At 57.1% G+C, this 23,518-nt stretch carries 21 protein-coding genes; 15 read left to right on the top strand and 6 right to left on the bottom strand.

Going from position 1 to position 23,518, the window contains the following annotated elements:
- Nucleotides 1-3: 3 nt before the first annotated feature.
- The gene (gene ppk1, locus HFD87_RS12540) at nt 4-2,064 is read right to left on the bottom strand and encodes a polyphosphate kinase 1 (RefSeq protein WP_010260075.1); all 2,061 of its coding nucleotides are present in this window, start codon (nt 2,062-2,064) and stop codon (nt 4-6) included.
- A gap of 150 nt (nt 2,065-2,214) precedes the next feature.
- Here ppk1 and HFD87_RS12535 point away from each other — a divergent pair, with 150 nt between their 5' ends.
- Genes HFD87_RS12535 through pstB form a run of 3 tightly spaced genes read left to right on the top strand, consistent with a single transcriptional unit; the run spans nt 2,215 to nt 6,713 of the window.
- Nucleotides 2,215-4,302 (top strand): ABC transporter permease subunit, encoded by a 2,088-nt coding sequence (locus HFD87_RS12535; protein WP_167423505.1) that lies wholly within the window; start codon nt 2,215-2,217, stop codon nt 4,300-4,302.
- Nucleotides 4,299-5,933 carry a phosphate ABC transporter permease PstA gene (pstA, locus tag HFD87_RS12530; RefSeq protein ID WP_167423504.1) on the top strand — a complete coding sequence of 545 codons (1,635 nt, stop codon included), beginning with the start codon at nt 4,299-4,301 and terminating at the stop codon, nt 5,931-5,933. Before HFD87_RS12535 ends, pstA begins: the two co-directional genes overlap by 4 nt.
- Nucleotides 5,934-5,945: 12 nt before the next feature.
- Nucleotides 5,946-6,713, top strand: coding sequence for a phosphate ABC transporter ATP-binding protein PstB (gene pstB, locus HFD87_RS12525; protein WP_167423503.1), 768 nt, complete (start codon nt 5,946-5,948; stop codon nt 6,711-6,713).
- Nucleotides 6,714-6,822: 109 nt separating this feature from the next.
- Here pstB and purN read toward each other — a convergent pair whose 3' ends face one another.
- Both purN and purM read right to left on the bottom strand, forming a co-directional pair.
- Complete coding sequence (gene purN, locus HFD87_RS12520; RefSeq protein WP_010260066.1) at nt 6,823-7,461, bottom strand: phosphoribosylglycinamide formyltransferase; 639 nt, start codon at nt 7,459-7,461, stop codon at nt 6,823-6,825.
- The gene (gene purM / locus HFD87_RS12515) at nt 7,458-8,498 is read right to left on the bottom strand and encodes a phosphoribosylformylglycinamidine cyclo-ligase (protein WP_010671337.1); all 1,041 of its coding nucleotides are present in this window, start codon (nt 8,496-8,498) and stop codon (nt 7,458-7,460) included. Before purM ends, purN begins: the two co-directional genes overlap by 4 nt.
- A gap of 230 nt (nt 8,499-8,728) precedes the next feature.
- Between purM and upp the strand changes: the two genes are divergently transcribed.
- The 3 genes from upp (at nt 8,729) to hda (ending at nt 11,595) form a co-directional block, all read left to right on the top strand.
- On the top strand, nt 8,729-9,355 hold the full coding sequence (gene upp / locus HFD87_RS12510) for a uracil phosphoribosyltransferase (RefSeq protein ID WP_009088774.1): 627 nt from the start codon (nt 8,729-8,731) through the stop codon (nt 9,353-9,355).
- Nucleotides 9,356-9,502: 147 nt separating this feature from the next.
- Nucleotides 9,503-10,786 carry a uracil permease gene (gene uraA, locus HFD87_RS12505; protein WP_010671338.1) on the top strand — a complete coding sequence of 428 codons (1,284 nt, stop codon included), beginning with the start codon at nt 9,503-9,505 and terminating at the stop codon, nt 10,784-10,786.
- A gap of 101 nt (nt 10,787-10,887) precedes the next feature.
- Complete coding sequence (gene hda, locus HFD87_RS12500; RefSeq protein WP_167423502.1) at nt 10,888-11,595, top strand: DnaA inactivator Hda; 708 nt, start codon at nt 10,888-10,890, stop codon at nt 11,593-11,595.
- Here hda and arsC read toward each other — a convergent pair.
- Together arsC and HFD87_RS12490 are read right to left on the bottom strand one after the other, a co-directional pair.
- Nucleotides 11,592-11,933, bottom strand: a complete 342-nt coding sequence (gene arsC / locus HFD87_RS12495) for an arsenate reductase (glutaredoxin) (RefSeq protein ID WP_010260053.1) — start codon at nt 11,931-11,933, stop codon at nt 11,592-11,594. The genes hda and arsC overlap by 4 nt on opposite strands.
- 32 nt (nt 11,934-11,965) lie before the next feature.
- Nucleotides 11,966-13,429, bottom strand: coding sequence for a M48 family metallopeptidase (locus HFD87_RS12490; RefSeq protein WP_039390812.1), 1,464 nt, complete (start codon nt 13,427-13,429; stop codon nt 11,966-11,968).
- Nucleotides 13,430-14,183: 754 nt separating this feature from the next.
- Here HFD87_RS12490 and HFD87_RS12485 point away from each other — a divergent pair.
- The 9 genes from HFD87_RS12485 to HFD87_RS12445 all read left to right on the top strand — a co-directional run bounded on the left by HFD87_RS12485 (nt 14,184) and on the right by HFD87_RS12445 (nt 22,820).
- Nucleotides 14,184-14,789: a DsrE family protein gene (locus HFD87_RS12485; protein ID WP_010671340.1), complete on the top strand. Its 606-nt coding sequence runs from the start codon at nt 14,184-14,186 to the stop codon at nt 14,787-14,789.
- Nucleotides 14,790-14,820: 31 nt separating this feature from the next.
- Nucleotides 14,821-15,429 (top strand): DsrE family protein, encoded by a 609-nt coding sequence (locus tag HFD87_RS12480; RefSeq protein WP_010671341.1) that lies wholly within the window; start codon nt 14,821-14,823, stop codon nt 15,427-15,429.
- Between the two features lie 124 nt (nt 15,430-15,553).
- Nucleotides 15,554-16,579 (top strand): LacI family DNA-binding transcriptional regulator, encoded by a 1,026-nt coding sequence (locus HFD87_RS12475; protein ID WP_167423501.1) that lies wholly within the window; start codon nt 15,554-15,556, stop codon nt 16,577-16,579.
- A complete protein-coding gene (locus HFD87_RS12470) occupies nt 16,563-17,585 on the top strand; it encodes an ABC transporter substrate-binding protein (RefSeq protein WP_033769710.1) in 1,023 nt (340 codons plus the stop codon). The genes HFD87_RS12475 and HFD87_RS12470 overlap by 17 nt, the downstream gene beginning before the upstream one ends.
- Nucleotides 17,585-18,460, top strand: coding sequence for an ABC transporter permease (locus tag HFD87_RS12465; RefSeq protein ID WP_045139763.1), 876 nt, complete (start codon nt 17,585-17,587; stop codon nt 18,458-18,460). Before HFD87_RS12470 ends, HFD87_RS12465 begins: the two co-directional genes overlap by 1 nt.
- Nucleotides 18,457-19,272 carry an ABC transporter permease gene (locus HFD87_RS12460; protein WP_033778681.1) on the top strand — a complete coding sequence of 272 codons (816 nt, stop codon included), beginning with the start codon at nt 18,457-18,459 and terminating at the stop codon, nt 19,270-19,272. Before HFD87_RS12465 ends, HFD87_RS12460 begins: the two co-directional genes overlap by 4 nt.
- Nucleotides 19,269-20,252 (top strand): ABC transporter ATP-binding protein, encoded by a 984-nt coding sequence (locus tag HFD87_RS12455; RefSeq protein WP_010260026.1) that lies wholly within the window; start codon nt 19,269-19,271, stop codon nt 20,250-20,252. Before HFD87_RS12460 ends, HFD87_RS12455 begins: the two co-directional genes overlap by 4 nt.
- A 10-nt stretch (nt 20,253-20,262) precedes the next feature.
- On the top strand, nt 20,263-21,093 hold the full coding sequence (locus HFD87_RS12450) for a phosphodiesterase (RefSeq protein WP_159227060.1): 831 nt from the start codon (nt 20,263-20,265) through the stop codon (nt 21,091-21,093).
- 161 nt (nt 21,094-21,254) lie between these two features.
- Nucleotides 21,255-22,820: a sensor domain-containing diguanylate cyclase gene (locus HFD87_RS12445; RefSeq protein ID WP_010260020.1), complete on the top strand. Its 1,566-nt coding sequence runs from the start codon at nt 21,255-21,257 to the stop codon at nt 22,818-22,820.
- 99 nt (nt 22,821-22,919) lie between these two features.
- On the opposite strand, the gene bcp is transcribed toward HFD87_RS12445, so the two are convergent.
- Nucleotides 22,920-23,387: a thioredoxin-dependent thiol peroxidase gene (bcp, locus tag HFD87_RS12440; RefSeq protein ID WP_010260016.1), complete on the bottom strand. Its 468-nt coding sequence runs from the start codon at nt 23,385-23,387 to the stop codon at nt 22,920-22,922.
- Nucleotides 23,388-23,518: the final 131 nt, after the last annotated feature.

Below are 23,518 nucleotides of genomic sequence, written 5' to 3'. Positions count from 1 at the left end.
GATTTATTCAGGTTGTTCCAGTTTCTTGATGTAATCATAAATGGCCAGCTGCGATCGCACTTTACGACGATTGCCGCGCTGGACGTAATGGTTACTCAACTCTTTATCGACGATGCGGGCTTTCACCGTATCACTCAACTGAATAGCAATAATGTCGAGTATGCGCTGCCGGATGTGGGGATCGAGAATCGCCACTGCCACTTCGATACGGTAATCAATGTTACGTGTCATCCAGTCAGCGGAGGAGAGGAACACCTTCTTATCGCCGCCATTCTCAAAAATATAGACGCGATCGTGTTCCAGATAACGGTCAACAATACTGATGACACGAATATTTTCACTGATCCCGGGCAAGTCAGGGATTAATGAGCACATTCCGCGCACCAGAAGATTAACCTTCACCCCTACGCTGGAGGCTGTATAAAGCCGATCAACCAGACCTTTGTCCACCAGATTGTTGATTTTCAGAGTAATGCCGCAGGGCTTATTCTGCTGCGCATTAGCAATTTCGGTGTCGATTAGCTCATACAGCATCCGGCGCGAGTTCTGCGGCGAGACCATCAGATGATCGAACGTCACGGGCCGGTAGGGATTCTCAATAAAGTTGAATACCCGACGCACTTCATTGGTGATGCGCGCATCCGCGGTCAGCAACGAGTAATCCGTATAGAGACGCGCGGTTTTCTCGTTAAAGTTGCCGGTACCGATATGCGCGTAGCGCACAATCTCTTCGCCTTCGCGGCGTGAGATCAGGAACAGCTTGGCGTGGATCTTCAGGCCTGGTGCGGAGAAAATGACATGCACGCCCGCTTCAGTCAGGCGTTTCGCCCAGTAAATATTGGCTTCTTCATCAAAGCGCGCCTGCAGCTCCACCACCACCGTGACTTTTTTACCGTTGTAGGCGGCATGGATCATCGCATCCATGATGCGGGAGTGTTTAGCAACGCGGTAGATGTTGATTTTTATCGCCAGCACGCTGGGGTCGAACGACGCCTGGCGCAGCAGCTCCAGCACATGCTCAAAGGTGTGGTACGGGTAGTAGAGCAGCACGTCGCGATTGCGAATCGCATCAAAGCCGTTGCGGAAACCATCAAAGCCGATGTGGCGAATCTGCGGCAGCGGGCGGTTCACCAGGTTATTTTTGCCGACGTTAGGGAAGCCGATAAAGTCTTTGAAGTTGTGGTAGCGGCCGCCTGGCAGGATGGAGTCCAGGTTTGAGATGGAAAGCTTGTGGCACAGCAGCGACACCATCGTGTCTGGCATATCGCGCTGGTAGACGAAACGCACCGGTTCCGCCGTCAGTCGCTGCTTCAGGCTGGAGGACATCAGCTCCAGCAGGCTCGACTCCATCTCCGTGACCAGGTCGTACTCGGCGTCACGCGTCATTTTCATTGAATAGGCGTTGAGCGCGTCGTAGTCGTAGAAACCTTTAAAAATGTCATCCAGGCAGTAGCGCAGAATGTTATCCAGCAGGATCATTGGCTTACGGCGGCGCGGTGGCTCAGCCGGTAAATTGATGAAACGCGGGACTTTGTCGGACGGAATTTCCAGCAGCGCATACTGAATATTGTCACCGCGAATGATCTCTACCGCCAGATAGGTGTAGTCATCTTTAAGGAATTCGGTCAGATCCGTTTCATGGGTGATCAGAATCGGCGAGATATGCTGACGCAGTTCGTGCTTGAAGTAGTGGCGCAGCCACGCCTGCTGATTGGATGAGAGCTGACGTTCGTTGATCAGGAAGATCTGGTTACGTGCCATCTCCAGCAGCAGATCGTTATATAACGCATCAAACTCCTGATCGGACTTCATTACCCGCTGCTGAATTTTCTTAAACAGATGGCGTGGCGTACTGGCGGAACCCTGCTCTTCACCAATCAGAATGCGGCGTTTGAGGTCTGCGAAACGCACTTTATAGAATTCGTCGAGATTATTGGAGTAGATACCCAGAAAGCGCATCCGCTCAATCAGTGGATTGCTTTTGTCTGCTGCTTCCTGCAAAACCCGTTCATTAAAGGATAACCAGCTTAATTCTTTTTCAATATAAAGCTTTACCTGACCCATTCTCACTCCATTTAGCGGTTGCAGGACTGAAGATCCAGTATCCACCAACATTATGGCGAGAGTATGGCAGCGTTGTCCAACGCCAGGAGTTGTCTTATCAATCGGCTACGGGCAACATAGCGGCTTATTTTGGCCTGCTAGCGGAACCGCATGAGCGCAAACCACATTCCTGTCCAATTCAGCGATCGTAAGCGTCGTGCCGTTGACCGTCTGACACGGCGACTGGTCACCTGCTGTGGCGTGGCGATCCTGCTATTGATGCTGCTGCTCTTCTGCTGGCTGATTGGCGTGGTATTACCGCTGTTTAATGCGCCGGGCCTGCAGATTGCGGCCAGCCAGCAACTCTGGGATCGTGCGCCAGCCTTAGCGATTGGCAATCAGGGGAAGGTCGGCTGGCGCATCAGCGAGCGCGGTGCGGCGCGTTTTATTCCGCTGGATGGTCAGCCTGCGGAACCGGCACTGGCGCTGACCCCGCCGCCCGGGGAGATAGTGCGGAGTGCCGATGAGCAGACGCTACTGCTGAATATGCAGGGTGCGCTGACACTGATGCAGCCAACCGCCGACCAGCAGTGGCGTTTTCCGCTGGGAGATAAACCTTTTCATCTGCCCGATGGCGCAGTGACGAAGATGGCGCTGGCGACGCGCCATGCGGGTCAGTGGCGTATAGCCGCACTCACTGAGGCCGGACTCCGGGTGCTGACGCTCGGCACCGATCGCCAGGCCTCGGTTATCCCGCTGCCGCAACGCCAGCTGGATCTGCTGGCGCTCTCGCCTGCCGGCGATCTGCTCTACACCACCGAAAGCAATCTGCTGCGGGTCTGGCAACTTGATGATGACCGTGCACTATTGCGCGAAACGCACGCCCTGCCGCAGCGGCCAAAAAGTCTGCATCTGCTGGTGGGCGGCACAAGCCTGCTGATCCAGGATGGCAGCGGCGTCACACAGTGGTTTGCTATCGCCAGCGAACAGGGGCCGCGCCTGCAGCGCATTCGTACCTTTGCCAACAGCGACGGCGAGACCATTCTGGTGACGGAATCACAACGCCGCGTGTTTGCGACGCTCAGCAAACAGGGGATGCTGCGGCTGTTTGCCAGCAAGCAGAATGGCCCGATACTGCAGCGTCAGCTGGAACCTGGCATTGTGCAGGCGCAGTTTTCGCCGCGTGGCGACAGCCTGCTGATTGAACGGGCGGGAAGCTGGCAGACTCTGCGGCTTGATAATCCGTGGCCGGACGTCACCTGGCGCAATTTCTGGCAAAAAATCTGGTATGAAAATTATCCCGGACCGGACTGGATCTGGCAATCGACCGCGGCGGGTGACAGTTATCAGGCCAAGTTCAGCCTGATGCCGATGGTGATGGGTACGCTGAAAGCGGCGAGTTTAGCGCTGCTGTTTGCCACACCGCTGGCGCTGGCGGCGGCGATGTACACCGCCTGGTTTATGGCGCCCGGCCTGCGACGCTGGGTTAAACCGGCAATCGAAATGATGGGCGCGCTGCCGAGCGTAGTGGTGGGGCTGGTTGCCGGGATCTGGCTCGCGCCGCATATTGGTCAGGCGCTGGTGGGTGTGCTGCTGCTGCCGCTGACGCTGGCGGGCACGCTGCTGCTGTGCGGCGTATTCAGCGCGCGTTTACCGCCGCGCTGGCGTCAGCCGGGTCGTGAAGTGCTGATTCTGCTGCCGCTGTTGCTGCTGGTCACGCTGCTGACGCTGTGGCTGCCCACGCTGTTGATACCGGATGCGGGCGACTGGCTGCCGCATTACGAACAGCGCAATCTGCTGGTAGCCGCGCTGGCGATGGGCTTTGCGCTGGTACCGCTGATCTTTACCCTCTCTGAGGATGCGCTGTTCAGCGTGCCTGCTGCACTGGGGCAGGGCTCGCTGGCACTGGGCGCGACGCCGTGGCAAACCCTGACCCGCGTCGTGCTGCCGGGTGCTTCCGCCGGTATTTTTGCCGCCCTGATGATTGGTCTGGGGCGTGCCGTAGGAGAAACCATGATTTTGCTGATGGCGACCGGCAACACGCCGCAAAGTGAAGGTGGCCTGTTCAGCGGCCTGCGCGCGCTGTCCGCCAATATCGCCATTGAGATGCCGGAAGCGGCGGCGGGGAGTGCTCATTATCGCGTGCTGTTTCTTAGCGCCCTGATGCTGCTGCTGTTTACGCTGGTGATCAACACGGTTGCCGAGCTGATCCGTCAGCGGCTGCGCCAGCGCTACAGCCAGCACGAGGAGCAGGCATGAAAGCGATGCGACAGAACGATCGCTGGCGCTGGCTAACCGCCGGTGCCGTAGCCGTCTGCCTGCTGGCCTTTACGCTGCTGATTGGGTTACTGGCCTGGCAGGGGGTGCGCGCTTTCTGGCCGCAGCGCGTCGATCTCTACACGTTTAGCCAGCCTGAAGGGGGCGAGACGCGGCTGCTGGGTGAAACCCTGGAACATCAGCGGCGCTTTCCGGCCCCGGCAGATGAGCAGGGCAACAGCGGCGGACAGGTTAATCGCTATCTGATTAAAACCGGTAACCGTGACTGGGACGCACCCGATTTCCGGGTGGTTTACAGTCGCACGGCGGCGCAGGTCAGCCAGCCCGCGGACATCATGGTGCTGCAGCGCCGCAGCCACGGTCAGGCATACGGCTGGTTTGTCGGCCTGCGTGAGGATAATGAAGAGCTGACTGCGCAGGATCCCGATGCACTGCTGCATCAGCGGCTCGGACAGGTGCAGATGCTGGTGCGGCAGGCTAATCAGATTCGCCGGGTCGATATGGCGCGCCTCAACAGCCAGCGTGAGCAGCTTGATGAGCAGGCGGCCAAAAACCGTGCTGCCGGGCGCTTTGATCTGCAGGCCGAGTCAGAATATCAGGCCAATCAGGCCGCTTTGCAGCGCCGGTTTAATCAGCTGAGCGAGACACTGGCTTCGCTGCAACAGCAGAGTCAGCGCGATCTGTTAATCCTGCGGGATGTGCATGGCACCGAACATGCGATCCCGCTGACCGAAATCGTTGACAGCTGGAAGCCGAACGCGATGACGCTAACCGGCAAAACGCTGCATTTTCTGCATCAGCTGTGGCGTTTCGTCAGTGATTCACCCGCTGAAGGCGAGAGTGAATCCGGGGCGTTCCCGGCGATCTTTGGCACCGTGCTGATGGTGCTGCTGATGTCGGTGGTCGTGATGCCGCTGGGTGTCATCGCCGCCATCTGGCTGCATGAATATGCCGGACGCAATGCGCTGACCAGACTGGTGCGCATCGCGGTGGTCAATCTGGCAGGTGTTCCTTCAATCGTCTATGGCGTATTTGGTCTGGGCTTCTTTGTCTGGCTGGTGGGCGGCACGATAGACCAGCTCTTCTTCGCCAGCGCGCTGCCCAATCCCACCTTCGGGACACCTGGTTTGCTGTGGGCGTCGCTGACTCTGGCGTTACTAACGCTGCCGGTGGTGATTGTGGCGACCGAAGAGGGACTATCCCGCATTCCCAACAGCCTGCGGCAGGGGTCGCTGGCGCTGGGCGCGACTCAGGCGGAAACCCTGTGGAACGTGGTGCTGCCGATGGCGGTGCCTGCCATGCTGACCGGCCTGATTCTGGCGGTGGCGCGTGCCGCTGGTGAAACCGCGCCGCTGATGCTGGTTGGCGTGGTAAAAATGGTGCCGGAACTGCCCGTCGACGCGGTGTTTCCTTATCTGCATCTGGATCGCAAATTTATGCATCTGGGCTTCCAGATTTACGATCTGGCGTTTCAGAGTCCGAATATTGAAGCTGACCGGCCGCTGGTGTTCGCCACCGCGCTGCTGCTGGTGCTGATTATTCTGTCGCTTAATCTGCTGGCGATGGGCCTGCGTCACCGTCTGCGTGAACGCTATCGCCTTATGACTCAATAACAGGCTATGACTATGACGTCCGACACGGATATCGCGCTGACCGTTAACCAGCTGTCGCTGTGGTATGGCGAGCGCCAGGCGCTGCAGGCTATTTCGCTGCAGGTGCCGAAAAACAAGATTACCGCGCTGATTGGTCCTTCGGGCTGTGGCAAATCGACGTTGCTGCGCTGCTTTAATCGCATGAATGATGTGATTGATCATTGCCGGGTCGAGGGTGAGGTGTTGCTGGGATCGCAGCCGATCCTGCGACCTGAGCAGGATCTCTCGGCGCTGCGTCGTCGGGTCGGCATGGTGTTTCAGCGCCCCAATCCTTTTCCAAAATCGATCTATGAAAATGTGGTCTACGGGCTGCGTTTACAGGGTGTACGCGATCGGCGGGTGCTGAACGAAGCCTGTGAACGTGCGCTGCGCGCGGCGGCGCTGTGGAGTGAGGTCAAAGATCAGCTGTCACAGAATGCGCTGACGCTCTCGACCGGACAGCAGCAGCGGCTGGTGATTGCCCGCGCCATTGCGATTGAACCGGAAGTTCTGCTGCTGGATGAGCCGACCTCCGCGCTGGATCCCATCTCCACGCTGGTGATTGAAGAGCTGATGACCACGCTCAAGCAGCATTTCACGCTGGTGCTGGTGACGCACAACATGCAGCAGGCTTCTCGCGTGTCAGATTACACCGCGTTTATGCATCAGGGCGCGTTAGTGGAGTTTAATGAGACTGACCGTATCTTTACCGCGCCAAAACAGCGACGGACCGAAGATTATATTACGGGGCGTTACGGTTAAGTCAGTAACGGGAGCAGAGCAGGTTGTTATGTCAGACGGCTCAAAGGCTCCCTGAGCCTTTACCCTGACCGCCAGCACTTCAGGGGAAGCCCCGGCTTCCCCTGTCGGGTCAGTCGTTAGCATAACCCTGCGGCGGCAGCGGTTCGCCATCCAGCCAGGCCTTGCCGTCACGCATCGCCAGACGACCCTCAACAAACCAGCCGATTACCATCGGATAGATGGCATGCTCCTGATGCTGCACCCGCTCCGTAATCTCCGCTTCGCTGTCGCCGGGAAAAACCGGGACTTTGGCCTGCAGGATCACCGGACCTCCATCCAGCTCGTCAGTGACGAAATGTACGGAGGTGCCATGTTCGCTATCGCCATTTTCCAGCGCCTGACGATGCGTATGCAGACCCGGATATTTCGGCAACAGGGAAGGGTGGATATTCAGCAGGCGATCGTGAAAATGGGCCACGAACGCGCTGCTGAGAATGCGCATATATCCTGCCAGCACAATCAGGTCTGGAGTGTAGGCTTCGATTTCAGCGATGAGCTGGCGATCGAAGGCTTCGCGGTCAGTGAAGTCGCTGGCGGCAAGCGAGTGGGCGGGAATCCCCGCCTCCTGCGCCCGCGTAAGGCCATAAGCGGCGGCGCGGTTGCTGAACACGGCAGCCACGCTGCCGTGAATCCGCCCGCTTGCACAGGCGTCAAGGATGGACTGAAGGTTACTTCCGTTGCCGGAAATCAGTACAACCAGCTTTTTCATCCGTTGATGACCACACGCTCTTCGGCATCAGACGCTTTAATTACGCCGAGCTTCCAGGCTTTCTCGCCCGCAGCCTGCATCAGCGCAATCGCGTTGTCCGCGTCTGCCGGACTCAGGGCGATGATCATGCCGACGCCGCAGTTAAAGGTGCGGTACATCTCGAAACGGCTGACGTTGCCCGCCTGCTGTAACCAGCTGAAGACGGCCGGCCATTGCCAGCTCTTCTCGTCGATGACGGCCTGAGTGTTGTCGGGCAGCACGCGCGGAATATTCTCCCAGAAGCCGCCGCCGGTCAGGTGTGCGATAGCGTGCACATCGACCTGCTCAATCAGGCTCAGGATATTTTTCACGTAGATGCGGGTCGGTTCCAGCAGATGATCGGCCAGCGGTTTGCCTTCCAGCTGTTCAGCCAGCGGATCGGTGTTGCTGACTTCCAGAATCTTACGCACCAGCGAATAGCCGTTGGAGTGCGGGCCACTGGAGCCGAGAGCGATAAGTACATCGCCATCCTGCACCTTGCTGCCATCAATGATCTCTGACTTTTCCACCACGCCAACACAGAAACCGGCCACATCGTAATCTTCGCCGTGATACATGCCTGGCATCTCAGCGGTTTCACCGCCCACCAGCGCACAACCCGACTGCAGACAACCTTCGGCGATGCCGGTGATCACCGCAGAGGCGGTATCCACATCCAGTTTGCCGGTAGCGTAGTAGTCGAGGAAGAAGAGGGGCTCGGCGCCCTGTACTACCAGGTCGTTGACGCACATCGCCACCAGGTCAACACCAATGGCATCGTGACGTTTGAGATCCATCGCCAGACGCAGCTTGGTGCCAACGCCATCGGTGCCGGAGACCAGCACCGGTTCACGGTATTTTTGCGGCAGCGCGCAAAGCGCACCAAAACCGCCCAGTCCACCCATCACTTCCGGGCGACGCGTCTTTTTCACTACGCCTTTAATACGGTCAACCAGAGCGTTACCAGCATCAATATCAACACCGGCGTCTTTGTAACTGAGAGAGGTTTTGTCGGTCACTGCGAGGTCCCCACGCGAGTTGCGGTTGGTGGTTTAAAATAAAGCGCGGCAATTCTATCAGTGCAGGCAAACGTTTGCGAGTCCGGGATTGCGCATCGGGCGATTTTCATTAATCCTCTATTTGTCCCGGTAAAACCCGCGGCTTTGCGCAAGAGCAGGTGGCGCGGAGCGTAAAAGGCGGTATAATCCCGCGATTTTTTTTTAGCTCAACTCATTCCGGGAGAACACCAATGAAGATCGTGGAAGTCAGACACCCGCTGGTCAAACATAAACTGGGCTTGATGCGTGAGCATGATATCAGTACAAAGCGTTTTCGCGAGCTGGCGTCTGAAGTGGGCAGCCTGCTGACCTACGAAGCGACCGCCGATCTGGAAACAGAGCGCGTAACCATTGAGGGCTGGAATGGCCCGGTAGAGATCGATCAGATCAAAGGCAAAAAAATCACGGTGGTGCCGATTCTGCGTGCCGGTCTTGGCATGATGGAAGGGGTGCTGGAGCACGTTCCCAGCGCCCGTATCAGCGTGGTGGGTGTTTACCGTGATGAAGAGACACTGGAGCCGGTTCCCTATTTCCAGAAGCTGGTCTCTAACATCGAAGAGCGCCTGGCGCTGGTCGTCGATCCTATGCTGGCGACTGGCGGTTCCATGATTGCCACCATCGACCTGCTGAAGAAAGCGGGCTGCACCAGCATTAAAGTGCTGGTACTGGTTGCCGCACCAGAAGGGATTGCCGCGCTGGAGAAAGCGCATCCTGACGTTGAGCTTTACACCGCGTCAGTGGATCAGGGACTGAATGAGAAGGGTTACATCATTCCCGGGCTCGGCGATGCCGGGGACAAGATTTTCGGAACCAAATAAATCGCACAGCCGACCAGAGAGTCGGCTTTTTTTTGGCAAAAAAAAGATCCCCGAACGGGTTTGGTGTGTCTGCGAGGCTCACCGGCGTGCCTGCTGCTGTGCCAGAGGCGCGCGCCCTGGGGGATAAATAACACAAGGGGATAAATGATGACTCGTCGCGCCATTGGCGTTAGTGAACGACCGCCGTTACTGCAAACCATTCCACTCAGCCTGCAACACCTGTTCGCCATGTTTGGTGCCACGGTACTGGTACCGATTCTGTTCCACATCAACCCGGCGACGGTGCTGTTATTTAACGGCGTAGGCACGCTGATCTACCTCTTTATCTGTAAAGGCAAAATTCCCGCTTACCTCGGTTCCAGTTTTGCCTTTATCTCGCCAGTACTGCTATTGCTGCCGCTGGGGTATGAGGTCGCGCTGGGCGGATTTATCCTGTGCGGCGTGCTGTTCTGTCTGGTGGCGCTGATTGTCAAACGCGCGGGCACCGGCTGGCTCGATGTGATGTTTCCCCCGGCAGCGATGGGCGCGATTGTCGCCGTCATCGGTCTGGAACTGGCGGGAGTAGCCGCCAATATGGCAGGTCTGCTGCCCGCGGAAGGCAGTGCGCCCGACAGTACAACCGTGCTGATTTCGCTGGTCACGCTGGCAGTGACGGTATTCGGTTCCGTGCTGTTTCGTGGCTTCCTGGCGATCATCCCGATTCTGGTCGGGGTGGTAGCGGGTTATCTGCTCTCTGCATTTATGGGCATTGTTGACTGGAGCGGCGTAGTCAAAGCACCCTGGTTTGCGCTGCCAACCTTCTATACCCCGCGCTTTGAGTGGGTGGCGATGCTGACGATCCTGCCTGCGGCGCTGGTGGTGATTGCCGAGCATATCGGTCATCTGGTGGTCACCGCCAACATCGTAAAGAAAGATCTGATTCGCGACCCTGGCCTGCATCGTTCAATGTTCGCCAACGGCTTATCAACGGTCATCTCCGGCTTCTTTGGTTCAACGCCTAACACCACCTACGGTGAAAACATCGGGGTGATGGCGATTACCCGCGTCTACAGTACCTGGGTGATTGGCGGCGCGGCGATTCTGGCGATCCTGCTCTCCTGTGTCGGCAAACTGGCGGCGGTGATCCAGGCGATCCCGGTACCGGTAATGGGCGGCGTGTCGCTGCTGCTGTATGGCGTGATCGGCGCATCCGGTATCCGGGTGTTGATCGAATCCAAAGTCGATTACAACAAAGCGCAAAATCTGATCCTGACCTCGGTGATCCTGATCATCGGCGTCAGCGGTGCGAAGGTGCATATCGGTGCTGCGGAGCTGAAAGGCATGGCGCTGGCGACAATCGTAGGGGTTGGATTAGCGCTGATCTTCCGTGTGATCTCGCTGCTGCGTCCGGAAGAAGTGGTGCTGGAGGCTGAAGAATCGCGCGAGCCGTGATCGCAGCAAGCCTGACAGGATCGGGGCAGGGACGCCCCATTCATCTCTTTCTGAAAACTGTGTTAGACTTCCCCCGATTTTTTGCTTGTTCTCTTGCTGAGGTGCTTCTGAACACGCCGGCACAATTGTCATTGCCACTCTATTTACCTGACGATGAAACCTTCTCCAGCTTCTGGCCGGGGGAAAACCCGTCGCTGATTGCCGCGCTGAAAGGCGCTCTCAACCAACAACATGGCAGCTATCTCTACTTCTGGTCACGCGAAGGCGGAGGGCGGAGCCATTTGCTGCACGCCGCGTGCGCCGAGATGTCAGCGCGCAGCGAAGCGGTCGGTTACGTTCCGCTGGACAAACGCACCTGGTTTGTACCGGAAGTACTGGAAGGGATGGAGCAGCTGTCACTGGTCTGCATCGATAACATCGAGTGCATTGCAGGCGAGCCTGAATGGGAAATGGCGATCTTCGATCTCTATAACCGTATTCTGGAAACCGGTAATACGCGCCTGTTTATTACCGGCGATCGTCCACCACGCCAGCTTAATCTGCAACTGCCCGATCTCGCTTCGCGGCTGGACTGGGGGCAGATCTATCGCCTGCAGCCTCTCTCCGACGAAGACAAATTACAGGCGCTGCAACTGCGCGCCGGGTTACGCGGATTTGAGCTGCCGGAAGATGTGGGGCGCTTCCTGCTGAAGCGACTGGATCGTGAAATGCGCACCCTGTTTGATACGCTGGATCGGCTTGATAGCGCCTCGATCAGCGCCCAGCGTAAACTCACCATTCCGTTTGTGAAAGAGACACTCGGCCTTTAAAACAGGTCGAGCACCGCTTCGGGCGGACGTCCGATCCGCGCCTTGTCGCCATTGATCACTATCGGCCTTTCAATCAGCACCGGATGTTCCACCAGCGCATCCAGCAGTGCACTTTCGCTTTTGTCGCTGAGTGCCAGTTCGCTATAGATCGCCTCTTTAGTCCGCATCAACTGCTGTGCACTCTGCATTCCCAGTTTCTGTAACAGGATTTGCAGCGTCTCGCTATCGGGCGGCGTTTGCAGATAGAGCACCACTTCCGGCTCTATCCCGCGGGCGTTCAGCAGCGCCAGCGTCTCGCGGCTCTTGCTGCAGCGCGGGTTGTGGTAAATCGTCACCATCTCAGACTCTCCTCTATTCGCAGCGTGAATGCTCAGCCTTTCTGATATTGCTTAAAGCGCTGTTGTAACTGGCGCAGCTGATCGATACGGGCATCGTAGCGCGCCTGTTTCAGGCTGCCGAGCGGCACCTGTGCGCTGGCGCTGCCAAGCGCGGTGATCGCCTGATCGAGCTGGCCATTCAGCGCCAGACTCTCTGCCCGCGCCGATAACTCTTCATCATTCAGTCCCTGCTGTGCAGACGCCTGGGCCAGCAAATCCCAGCCGTTGGGATCATCTTTATTAGCCCAGGTGTAGCGATTCAAAATGCGGCTGGCGTTGGCATACTGTTTCGCTTCAACGTAGGCATTGGCCAGGTTGAGCTGCACTACCGGGCTGTTTTTTGCACTGGTGGCGGCGCTGAGCAGGGCGATCGCCTGTTGTGGCTGATTCAGGCCGATATCGATATCTGACATAAGATCCAGGAACCAGACGTTATTAGGCTGTTTCGCCAGCAGCGGCGTCATAATCCGCTTCGCATCGGCAAAACTTTTCGCCTGCAAAAACTGTATGGCTTTGCCATATTGTGACGCCAGCTGCTCACGAGAATTGCCGCTGGCATACTGGTTCAGCAGTTCGTCGGTAAGCTGATTACGCCCGGTCGAGTACATGCCCAGTGAACGCACCTTTGCCAGATAGAAATCTTCTGTAGATTGCACCACCACCGGCCGCATCTGGTTAGCGCGGTTACGGGCATCCGCCAGACGGCTGTCGGGCAGGGGATGCGTCAGCAGAATTTCAGGTGGCTTCGAGGAGAAGCGGCTCTGATCGGCCAGCTTCTGTAAAAAGTTCGGCATCGCCTGGGGATCAAACCCGGCGCGCTGCAGTACCTGAATTCCGATGCGGTCGGCTTCCTGCTCATTACCCTGGGTAAAACTGATAATCCCCTGCTGAGTTCCCGCCAGAGTGCCGGTCAGTGCTGCCATGCCCGCCTGCGGATTGGCCATCGCCAGCAGAATAGAGCCCAGCGCACCGACCCATGTCAGTGGCGCATTGCGCTTCTGATCTTCCATTGCGCGCGCCAGATGGCGCTGGGTAACGTGTGAGATCTCATGCGCCATTACTGATGCCAGCTGGCTTTCATTTTCGGTATAGCGGAACAGCGCTGAGTGCAGCACCACGTTGCCACCAAAAAAGGCAAAGGCGTTAAGCTCATCGTTCTGAATCAGAAAGAAGTGGAACGGGGTTTTCACCGAGTCGGCATGCGACACCAGTCGCTGACCCAGCTGATTAATATACTGATTAAGCAGCGGATCGTTGATCAGCGGCGCACTGGCACGCAGCTGGCGCACATAAAAGTCGCCCATCTGCAGTTCCTGATTAATCGACAGCGTCGAACCGGCCGTAGTGCCAATATCGGGAAGTGAATCACTGACATCGGCATAAGCAGGTGACAGAGTAGTGAAAATGAGCGTCGGAAGGAGCGCGGCGATCAGCGTTTTCTTTAACCGGTTCAACATGCCTTAATCCTGTAGAGAGGCCCTGAAAATGGACAGGTGCGCAGCGGGAATGTTCCATTTTTCGCAGATAACGACGGTTCGTGACTATCTTAACCAGAGCATCAAAAGAATGAAATGTCGTTTTCTGGCAAACGACCAACGTAATTTGTGCAAGATCGCCCATTTTGACGAAAAAAACTGAACATCCTGCCAACTTAAACCGCGGTTAAACGAATAAAAACCGGCGGAGTATCGCCGGGTTTGTGAGCGGTTAATTAACGCCTTATTCATTTATTCCCAATGCGCTTCGGCAGAATAAAGCAGAATCTGCTGCCGCGCAGATTTAGCCTGTGAGCGGATTTTTTTAAAGTTATGTAAATTCACTCAAAAAAACTGACTATGGCATGAGTTTTTCCAGGTCTACTCTGAAAAAATAGCTCTCTCTGAGCCGTGAATCTCCTCTTCGCCATTGATAAATTAAATCGTAGCTCCCGCCTTTATCCTGCTTATTCCAGCTCCAACTGGCTGTTATTTATTCCTGTTAATGTCACACGAAGGGAGAAGAGCACTAAGAGTCAGGTCCATTCTGATTAAGACCTTTTTTTACTCATAATGAAACTTTTCGATTAATACGGAAGGTGAATAATTTCAGCGGTTATCAGCCGCGCGCTGACCTGAATTTACGCAGGCGAGAATTATGCCTGCGCTGTGATATAGATAGCCGACCTGATTCAGTCCTGAATCTGCCAGACATTATTTGCCGGAGAGAAGTGTTATGCGTTCAGTTGTTTCATACGCGTTAATCGCCATTATTGGCGGAGTCGTTGGCGCGGCTGTCACACAGAGTGGCGAGATTTATGACAAAGTGACACGCCATTTTGCAACCGAGCCACAGGAAGCCCCGGGATTCTGGAGCACACCGGCGATTGAAGGTTACGGCAAAATTCATTATGAGCCCGACGCCGCGTTTAAACCGGTGGCGGGCCTGAGCAATAAAATTGTTTTCCAGATTACCCGAAGCGACGGCGCGATGACCGCGCCCAATCTGGGACTGGAGCGTGTGGCGCGCGTGGTGAATTTATATATCGCCTCCGGCATTCCGGCCGATCAGCTGAAGTTTGTCGTTTCGGTCACCGGCGACGCGACGCCCGCCATGCTGGATAACGCCCATTTTAAAAAGTTTTATGGCATCGAAAATCCAAACCTGAAGCTGATTAATGAGCTGAATCAGGCGGGAGTGAAAGTCTCGGTCTGCGATCAGTCCGTGGCATTCCATCACTATCCCAATAACTGGATTGATAAATCTGTAGTCCATGCGCTTTCCAGTCCGACCACCGTATCAACCCTGCAAAACCAGGGATACGCGTGGCTGGCAATGTAATTGATGTTTTAAACGATCGGGAGAAGAGTTAATGCGTCCAGCAGCTTTAGTGGTGATGGCAGCCGTAGCGGGATTTATCGGAGGCAATGTTTTACAGTTGCCGGAATTATTCGATAAGGTCAGCGGAAAAATGGCGGATAATAAATCCGAACCTGCTGATTTCTGGAGTACGCCAGCGATTGAAGGCTACGGAAAAATACATTATGTCGATACGCCTGCATTTAAACCCGGCACGACAGCGGGCCTGAGTAATAAAATAGTATTCCAGATCAACCGCAGTGAAGGGGATATTCGTAAGCCGAATCTCGGTCTGGAGCGCGTAGCGCGCGTCACCAACCTCTATTATGCGGCAGGTGTGCCACTCGACCAGCTGAAATTTGTGGTATCAATTAACGGCGACGCGGTTTCATCAGCGCTGAATAATGACCAGTTCAGCAAAGCCTACGGCGTCGATAACCCGAACCTGAAGCTGATCAGCGAACTGAAAAAAGCGGGCGTTCAGGTCACTATCTGCGATCAGTCAGTGGCGTTTCATCAGCTTGAGCGCAACTGGATCGACCCGATGGTCACTCACACCATCTCCAGCGGCACCACCGTTGCGACCCTGGAAAACAGCGGTTACGCCTTCCTGATGCTTTAATTCCCTCACAGCGGCGTCACTGCCGCTGTCACCTGCCCGTCAAATTCCTGTGATGCCCCTGTCATAGAACGCCGCTAGTGTTGTCGCAATGAGATCGATCTCATCGACAATACACGAGGCAGTCATGACCGATTTAATCAGCGTAGCCAGACTGGCAGGGGTCTCCCGCGCAACCGCCGCACGCGCCTTTTCTGACCCTCATCTGCTAAAACCGGGCACGCTGCAAAAGGTGCTTGCCGCCTCGGAACAGATCGGTTTCCGTCCAAATCATATTGCCCGTCAGCTCCGCACCCAGCACTCCACCACGCTTGGCGTCCTGTTGCCTTCACTGCTCAATCCGGTTTTTGCCATGCAGTTACAGGCGATGGAGCAGCAGGCTCGTCTGGCGGGATATGGGCTGCTGGTAGCAACCAGTGACTATCAGGCTGAGCGGGAAGCGGCCATTGTCGAACATATGCTGCACCAGCGTGTCGCCGGTCTGGTACTGACGGTGGCAGATGCCGACAGCAGTGCGCTGCTGCCGACACTGGCGGCGGCGAAGATGCCCTTCGTGCTGACCCACAACGTACCGCAACAGCACGAATGGCCCGCGCTGTGCGTAGATAACCGCAAAGCCATTGCCGAAGCGACCGCCCATCTGGTGTCACTGGGCCACCGCCACATCGTGATGGCTGCGGGCCCTATGCAGCAATCTGACCGCGCCCGTCTGCGCTATCTCGGCTACTGCGATGCCATGCAGCAGGCCGGTCTGACGCCGCAGGCGATGATTGAGATGCCCAGCCATATCCAGTCCGATTTCCATCTGTTGCTGCCGCTGATTAATGCACCTTTGCCGCTGACGGCGGTGATTTGCAGTAACGATCTGCTGGCTATCAGCCTGCTGGGCGCCGCTGCGCGTGCCGGCGTCAGCGTTCCGAATCAGCTCTCCGTGGTCGGCTTCGATGGCATTGAGCTGGGCGAACAGCTTTCACCTTCACTGGCCAGCGTGGTGCAGCCGATTGCGCTAATGGGCGCGCGCGCCATTGACCTGCTTCTGAATCCCGTCGGCGGTAAAACCCATCTGCTGGCTCATCATTTACGTCTCGGGGAGAGTGTCGCCCCGGCATTTCATGGCTCTTTTTCAGGGAAACATCATGTCACTCACCGTTAACTTCAAACCTATCGCCAGCGCTGCGCTGCTGGCCGGATGCACGCTTGCCTCATCGTGGGCGCAGGCGGCTGAAAATGCTATCTGCTACAACTGCCCGCCAGAGTGGGCCGACTGGGCGACACAGCTCCAGGCGATCGAAAAAACGACGGGCATTCATGTGCCGCAGGATAATAAAAATTCGGGTCAGGCGCTGGCGCAGCTGGTTGCCGAGAAAAGCAATCCGGTCGCCGACGTGGTCTATTATGGCGTCAGCTTCGGCATTCAGGCAGTCAGTGCAGACGTGGTCAGCGCTTACAAACCGGCAAACTGGGATCAGATCCCGGCAGGCATGAAAGATCCTGCTGGCAAGTGGGTGGCGCTGCACTCCGGTACCATGGGCTTTATGGTCAATGTTGATGCGCTGGGTGGCGCGCCGGTGCCGCGCTCCTGGGACGATCTGCTGAAGCCGGAATATAAAGGCATGGTGGGTTATCTTGATCCGGCCAGCGCCTTTGTCGGCTACGTTGCAGCCGTCGCGGTGAATCAGGCGAAAGGCGGCAGCCTGCATGACTTCACCCCGGCTATCAACTGGTTCAAAGCGCTGCAACGCAACCAGCCGATTGTGCCTAAGCAGACCGCCTATGCCCGGCTGATTTCAGGCGAAATCCCGATTCTGATCGACTACGACTTCAACGCCTATCGCGCCCGCTACAAAGATCACGCCAATGTGGAATTTGTGATCCCCAGCGAGGGGACGGTCACGGTGCCTTACGTCATCAGCCTGGTGAAAAATGCGCCGCATCCGGCCAACGGTAAGAAAGTGATCGATTTCGTGCTGTCAGATGCCGGTCAGGCGATCTGGGCTAATGCCTGGCTGCGTCCGGTCCGGGCGGGCGCGATGTCACCCGAAGCGAAGAAATATTTTCTGCCTGACAGCGACTATGCGCGCGCTCACACGGTGGATTATCAGCAGATGGCCGACGCGCAGAAGAGCTTCTCCGCCCGTTATCTGAGCGAGATCCGCTGATGTCACTCTCAGAGATCAATCCGTTTGCTGCTGGCGACTCAGTTCGCCACCGCCTTCGGCCGCTGGGGGCAAACTGGCCGTGGATGCTGCTGCCTGCGCTGCTGTTCTTTGCTGCCTTCTGGCTGTTGCCGTTTGCTCGTCTGTTGCAGATCGGTATGACGGAAGATCGTACAACTCACCACAGCGGCTACTGGACGGTAATCAGCCAGCCGCAATATCTGCAAAGCCTGCTGAATACCGTGCTGCTCTCGGCAGCGGTCACACTGGTGACGCTGCTGATTGCTGCGGTGGTGGGCTGCTTTCTGGCACGGCAGCGCTTTACCGGGCGAGGCACGCTGCTGGCGCTGCTGACCTTTCCGCTGGCCTTTCCGGGCGTGGTGGTGGGATTTCTGATGGTCATGCTGGCGGGGCGTCAGGGTGTTCTGGCGCAACTCAGTCTCAGCCTGTTTCATGAGCGCTGGGTCCTTGCCTATTCGCTCAGCGGCTTATTTATTGGCTATCTCTATTTTTCGCTGCCGCGCGCCATCGTGACGCTGGTGGCGGCCAGTGAAAAGCTGGACCGTTCGCTGGAAGAGGCCGCCCGATCGCTGGGTGCCAGCCAGTGGCGCATCATCATTGACGTCATCATTCCTGGGCTGAAACCGGCGCTGCTCTCCTGCGGCGCGCTCTGTTTCGCCACCAGCATGGGCGCCTTTGGCACCGCATTTACCCTTGGCACAGAGCTCGCGGTGCTGCCGCTGACCATTTATGGCGAGTTCACTAATTACGCCAACTTTGCCACCGCAGCGGCGCTTTCGGTGGTGATGGGGGCGGTTGCCTGGCTGGCGCTGATGCTGGCGAACGGACTGGCTGCCCGCCGTAAGGAGAAGACATGAAACGCCGGGGGCTGTTCTGGCTGCAGGTGGTGATCACCAGCCTCACCGCGCTGTTTATGATTGTGCCGGTTGTGCTCTCGATGCTGGCGGGCGTCACGCAGAACTATTTCACTGGCCTGCGCAGCGGCCTGACGCTGAAGTGGGTGGAACAGGTGTGGCAGATGTATGCCGACACCTTCTGGCTGTCGCTGCTGATCGCTCTGAGTTGTCTGGCGGTGACGGTTATCGCTGGCGTGCCAGCCGCCTGGGGCTTACTGAAATCACCGTCACGCTGGGCCAGCCGCATTGAGGAGTGCCTGATGCTGCCAGTCGCATTGCCGGGCCTCGCCACCGCTCTGGGCATCATTCTGCTCTATGGTCAGTTCAGCGCGTTGCGCGACAGCTGGCTCTTCATCCTGATCGGCCATGTGCTCTTTACCTTGCCCTTTATGATCCGACCGGTGCTGTCGGTGATGCAGGCAATTGATCTGCCGCGCCTTGAAGAAGCCGCCGCCAGCCTGGGGGCGGGCTTCTGGCGCCGCTTCTTTACCGTGGTCGTCCCGAACTGCCGCAACGGCATTCTGGCGGGCGCATTTATGGTGATCACCCTGTCGGTGGGGGAGTTCAACATTACCTGGATGCTGCACACGCCACTGACCAAAACCCTGCCGGTCGGTCTGGCCGACAGCTACACCTCGATGCGGCTGGAAGTCGGGTCCGCCTATACCCTGATCTTTATTATGATGATTTTACCGCTGCTGCTGTTGCTCAACGCCTGTAATCACTGGCTGGAACGGCAATCTTCGCAGCAGCAGAGAGAGGAAACCGTATGAATGAGGCCGTCAACGTGACGCTGCGCCACTGCTCGCGTCGCTTTAATCAGCAGGTGGCGCTGCATCCGCTCGACCTGCAGGTTCACGCCGGTGAAACACTGGTATTGCTGGGGCCGTCAGGCTGTGGCAAAACCACGCTGCTGCGTATTATCAGCGGTCTGGATAGCAGCGATCCCCCGGGAGAGATCTGGTTTGACAAGCGTAACGTCACCGCGCTGCCGATTGAGAAACGCAATGTTGGCATGGTGTTTCAGAACTACGCGCTGTTCCCGACGCTCAACGTGGCGCAGAACGTCGCCTATGGTCTGAAGGTGCAGGGCGTGCCACGTGCCGAGCGTGATGCGCGGGTCGCGGAGATGCTGGCACTGGTTGACCTGACACATCTGTCCCACCGGGCGATTGATAAATTGTCCGGCGGGCAGAAGCAGCGGGTGGCGCTGGCACGTGCGCTGGCCGCCCGGCCTAAAGTCCTGTTGTTCGATGAGCCGCTGGCGGCGCTTGACGCCAGGCTGCGCGATCGACTACGGCTGGAGATCGGCGCGCTGCTCAAGCGGCTGGCGATCACCGCGGTTTACGTCACCCACGATCAGCAGGAGGCGATGGCGCTGGGCGATCGCATCGCGGTGATGGAGCAGGGCCGTCTGGTGCAGTTGGATACTCCGCAGGGAATTTATCAGCGCCCGGCCTCCCGCTTTGTGGCGGATTTTGTGGGCGCCATAAACTGCATTGCGCACGATCCCGACGGTCATCCCCTGCGTTTTTGCCGCCCGGAAGATGTGTTGCTGGCCGACGACACCCGCTATGCCCAGCGCGGTGTGGTGGTGGGCAGTACGTTTCTTGGCGCCTCGCAGCGCTTACTGATCGATATCGGGCTGGATAACCCCATTCAGGTCGAGCGTCATGCCCGCGAAATCTGGCAGGCGGGACAGCGCATCAGCTGGTCGCTGACCCGCCAGGCCGCGCTGGAATTTAGTTGCTAAGGAGTCTGTTGTGTCTGTTCAACCCACAGTCATCGCGCAAATCAGCGATCTGCATATCAAGGCCTTTGGTCGTCTCTCTTATAAACAGGTCGATACCCATGCCGCTTTACTGCAGGTTATCGATACCCTTAACGCGCTGCAGCCGCGCCCCGATGTGGTGGTGATTACCGGCGACCTGGTGGATTTTGGCAGGCCGGAAGAGTATCAGACGCTGCGCGAAGCCCTGCAGCGCCTCCAGTTGCCCTTTTATCTGATGGCGGGCAATCACGACGATCGCAAGGCACTGCGTGCTGCCTTCCCGGATCACACCTACCTGCAGGCGGGGCCGACCCTGAACTGGCAGCTTAGCGTGGGCGGCGTCAGGCTGCTGGCCCTGGACTCCAGCGTACCGCAACAGCCGTGGGGGGAGGTGGATGAGCAGCAGTTGCAATGGCTGGATCAGGCACTGCGCGAGGCCGCGGATCAGCCCACGCTGGTGATGCTGCATCATCCCCCTTTTGCCTGTGGCATTGCGCATATGGATCGGCAACGGTTACGCCATCCAGAGGCACTTGAGGCGATCATTGCCCGCCATCCGCAGGTTGAGCGGGTGCTCTGTGGCCATCTGCATCGCAGCCTGCAGACCCGCTTTGCCGGAACCCTGGCCTGTGTCGCACCCGGCGTGTCGCATCAGGTGGCTCTGGATCTGCACCCGGAGGGGCCGGCTCACTTTATTCTGGAGCCGCCCGGCTTTTTGCTCCATTGCTGGCAGCCAATGCAGGGAATGGTCACGCATCAGTGCGCGATTGGCCACTTTTCGGGACCCTGGCCATTTTACGATAGTCAGGGGTTAATCGATTAGTGCCAGCTAAATCTGTATTAAGCGGGGTGATATTTGTCTTAATGCTGCTCAAAAATGCCGACACAGTGTAGACTTAAGCCCGGCTATCAGGGCTTCTGGCACACATTAAAAAAATAATCAGGCATTCACGACATGACACTCTTCTCCGGGGCGGCGACGCCATGTTAAAGCTCTTTCGGCCCAAGGCCGACTTGCGCAATCTGATCGCCCTGCTGGTGATTGTCAGCATTGTTATCACGCTCGCGAATACGCTCTACGCCACCTGGCGGGTGCAGCGCCAGGTGCTGATTGACACCACGCTTGAGGCTAACCGGGCCTATGCCGCCAAGCTGGCCTCAACCAGTGAAATCTTTTTTCAGCTGGCGCAGTCACAGTTGCACTACAGCGCCAATCAGCTAAGCCGTGACTTTAATAATGAAGGACTGCTGAATAGCGAAGTCAATCGTCTGCGTGAGCAGACCACCAGTTTCAACTCGGTTGCTGTGGTGGATGAGCAGGGCGCGATCAAAGCGATCTCGCCCGAATCCCTGACGCTGAAAGGGATGCGTGTCACCAGCGACGCCTCCCGCGAAGCGCTGACGTTGCGGCAGCCGATCATCAGTAAACCGACCCTTTCTGCAGCCAATAATCTGCTGGTGTTTGTCTCCTGGCCAATCTGGAGTCCCGATGGCGACTATCTGGGCTACATCGGCGGCACGATCTATCTGAAGAAAAAAAGCATTCTGAATGCGCTACTGGGTGAACAATTCTACCGTGATGGCACCACGGTCTATGTGCTCGACAGTAATAATGAGGTGTTGTATCACCAGAATCGTCAGCTGATTGGTAAAGTTCTGCCCGCCATCGTCAGTCCGCGTGACGAGCAGACCAATGGCTCGCTGATGCTTGCGGGTGCAGGTGAGTCGACGCAGCTGGCGGGCTATGCCGTCGTGCCGACCACCGGCTGGACGGTGGTGGCGCTGAAGCCGATTAACGTCACGCTGAACCCGCTTTCAGGCCTGTTAATGAAAGTCCTGAAGAACTCGGTGCCGTTCGCACTGCTGACCCTGCTGGTTGCGTTAGGGCTGGCACGGCTGATTGCCCGACCACTGTTCCAGCTGGCCCGCAAAGCCAGCCGGATGGATGCGCAGGGCGTATCAAAAGAGATTGGCGGCATCAGTGCCTGGTATTTTGAGGCGGCGCAGGTCAAGCGCGCGCTGCTCACCGGCATCGGACTGGTGCAGGATAAGATCGGTCGTCTGAGTTCGGAAGCCCAGACCGACCCCCTGACTCAGTTGCTGAATCGGCGTGGTCTTAATGCGGTACTGGAGTACTACCGCACGCTACGTCAGCCTTTCTCGGTGCTGGCGCTGGATATCGATCACTTTAAAAACGTCAACGATAGCTGGGGCCACGATGTGGGCGACCGGGTGATTCAGCAGGTGGCGAGCACGCTGCGTGCCAGCGCCCGTCAGTCTGATGTGGTGTGCCGCAACGGCGGAGAGGAGTTTCTGATGCTGCTGCCGGGAACGGCGCTGGATGAGGCGCAGATTATCGCCGAGCGCGTGCGACTGGGTATTGCAGAAGCCTGGCTCACCGACGTGGGACGCATTACCTTGTCTATCGGCGTCGCGGCCTGGAATGGTTCGCAGGATGTCGGGCTGGAAGGCAGTTTAAAACAGGCGGATGCGGCACTCTATGAGGCGAAAAATGCCGGGCGCAACTGCGTTATCGTGGCCGCCGCGTAATCGCGTTAACTCACAGTGTTTCGCAACGGCAGGATAAAAACGGGCGGGGAAGAGGCAGCTAAGCAGGGCGCGGCGTTAAGGCTACCGCGCCCCTCAACATCAGGCTGACTTGACGTAATCCAGCACCATGTCGTGGTGATTCGAGGTCTTGAAGTTATCAAACACTTTTTCGATCCTGCCCTCAGCATCTATCAGGAAGCTGATGCGATGAATGCCGTCATAGGTTTTCCCCATAAACGTTTTTTCACCCCAGACGCCAAACGCCTGGCAGACTTCATGGTTTTCATCGGAGAGCAGGGTAAAGTTCAGCAGCTCTTTTTCGACAAACTTTGACAGTTTTTCCGGTTTGTCGGTGCTGATGCCCAGCACTTCCACGCCCGCTTTTTTCAACTCATCCATGTTGTCACGCAGACCGCACGCCTGCACGGTGCAGCCTGGTGTCATCGCTTTCGGGTAAAAGTACACCAGAACGCGCTGTCCCTGGAAGTCGGTCAGATTCACGTGTTCGCCGTCCTGATCGGGCAGGCTAAATGCGGGTGCAGTATCTCCGGCTTTCAGTGGATTCATTACATCTCTCCATTTTCTTATTCAGGCTGTGGGTAATACACCATCCGGTCAGAAACGGCCAGAGGGAAAATTACCATCAGGGGGTATTTCACCACATAGCCGGTCACCTTTCAGTGGCAGTAATGTGGAGA

Source organism: Pantoea sp. EKM21T, from assembly GCF_011800405.1.
Taxonomy (GTDB): domain Bacteria; phylum Pseudomonadota; class Gammaproteobacteria; order Enterobacterales; family Enterobacteriaceae; genus Pantoea; species Pantoea agglomerans.
This window is presented reverse-complemented; position numbering and strand designations above follow the sequence as displayed.

What these genes read in the sequence shown, in the direction of transcription:
- ppk1 (WP_010260075.1), bottom strand. Translation starts at nt 2,064, where the DNA reads ATGGGTCAGGTAAAGCTTTATATTGAAAAAGAATTAAGCTGGTTATCC.
- HFD87_RS12535 (WP_167423505.1), top strand. Translation starts at nt 2,215, where the DNA reads ATGAGCGCAAACCACATTCCTGTCCAATTCAGCGATCGTAAGCGTCGT.
- pstA (WP_167423504.1), top strand. Translation starts at nt 4,299, where the DNA reads ATGAAAGCGATGCGACAGAACGATCGCTGGCGCTGGCTAACCGCCGGT.
- pstB (WP_167423503.1), top strand. Translation starts at nt 5,946, where the DNA reads ATGACGTCCGACACGGATATCGCGCTGACCGTTAACCAGCTGTCGCTG.
- purN (WP_010260066.1), bottom strand. Translation starts at nt 7,461, where the DNA reads ATGAAAAAGCTGGTTGTACTGATTTCCGGCAACGGAAGTAACCTTCAG.
- upp (WP_009088774.1), top strand. Translation starts at nt 8,729, where the DNA reads ATGAAGATCGTGGAAGTCAGACACCCGCTGGTCAAACATAAACTGGGC.
- uraA (WP_010671338.1), top strand. Translation starts at nt 9,503, where the DNA reads ATGACTCGTCGCGCCATTGGCGTTAGTGAACGACCGCCGTTACTGCAA.
- arsC (WP_010260053.1), bottom strand. Translation starts at nt 11,933, where the DNA reads ATGGTGACGATTTACCACAACCCGCGCTGCAGCAAGAGCCGCGAGACG.
- HFD87_RS12490 (WP_039390812.1), bottom strand. Translation starts at nt 13,429, where the DNA reads ATGTTGAACCGGTTAAAGAAAACGCTGATCGCCGCGCTCCTTCCGACG.
- HFD87_RS12485 (WP_010671340.1), top strand. Translation starts at nt 14,184, where the DNA reads ATGCGTTCAGTTGTTTCATACGCGTTAATCGCCATTATTGGCGGAGTC.
- HFD87_RS12480 (WP_010671341.1), top strand. Translation starts at nt 14,821, where the DNA reads ATGCGTCCAGCAGCTTTAGTGGTGATGGCAGCCGTAGCGGGATTTATC.
- HFD87_RS12475 (WP_167423501.1), top strand. Translation starts at nt 15,554, where the DNA reads ATGACCGATTTAATCAGCGTAGCCAGACTGGCAGGGGTCTCCCGCGCA.
- HFD87_RS12470 (WP_033769710.1), top strand. Translation starts at nt 16,563, where the DNA reads ATGTCACTCACCGTTAACTTCAAACCTATCGCCAGCGCTGCGCTGCTG.
- HFD87_RS12465 (WP_045139763.1), top strand. Translation starts at nt 17,585, where the DNA reads ATGTCACTCTCAGAGATCAATCCGTTTGCTGCTGGCGACTCAGTTCGC.
- HFD87_RS12460 (WP_033778681.1), top strand. Translation starts at nt 18,457, where the DNA reads ATGAAACGCCGGGGGCTGTTCTGGCTGCAGGTGGTGATCACCAGCCTC.
- HFD87_RS12455 (WP_010260026.1), top strand. Translation starts at nt 19,269, where the DNA reads ATGAATGAGGCCGTCAACGTGACGCTGCGCCACTGCTCGCGTCGCTTT.
- HFD87_RS12445 (WP_010260020.1), top strand. Translation starts at nt 21,255, where the DNA reads ATGTTAAAGCTCTTTCGGCCCAAGGCCGACTTGCGCAATCTGATCGCC.
- bcp (WP_010260016.1), bottom strand. Translation starts at nt 23,387, where the DNA reads ATGAATCCACTGAAAGCCGGAGATACTGCACCCGCATTTAGCCTGCCC.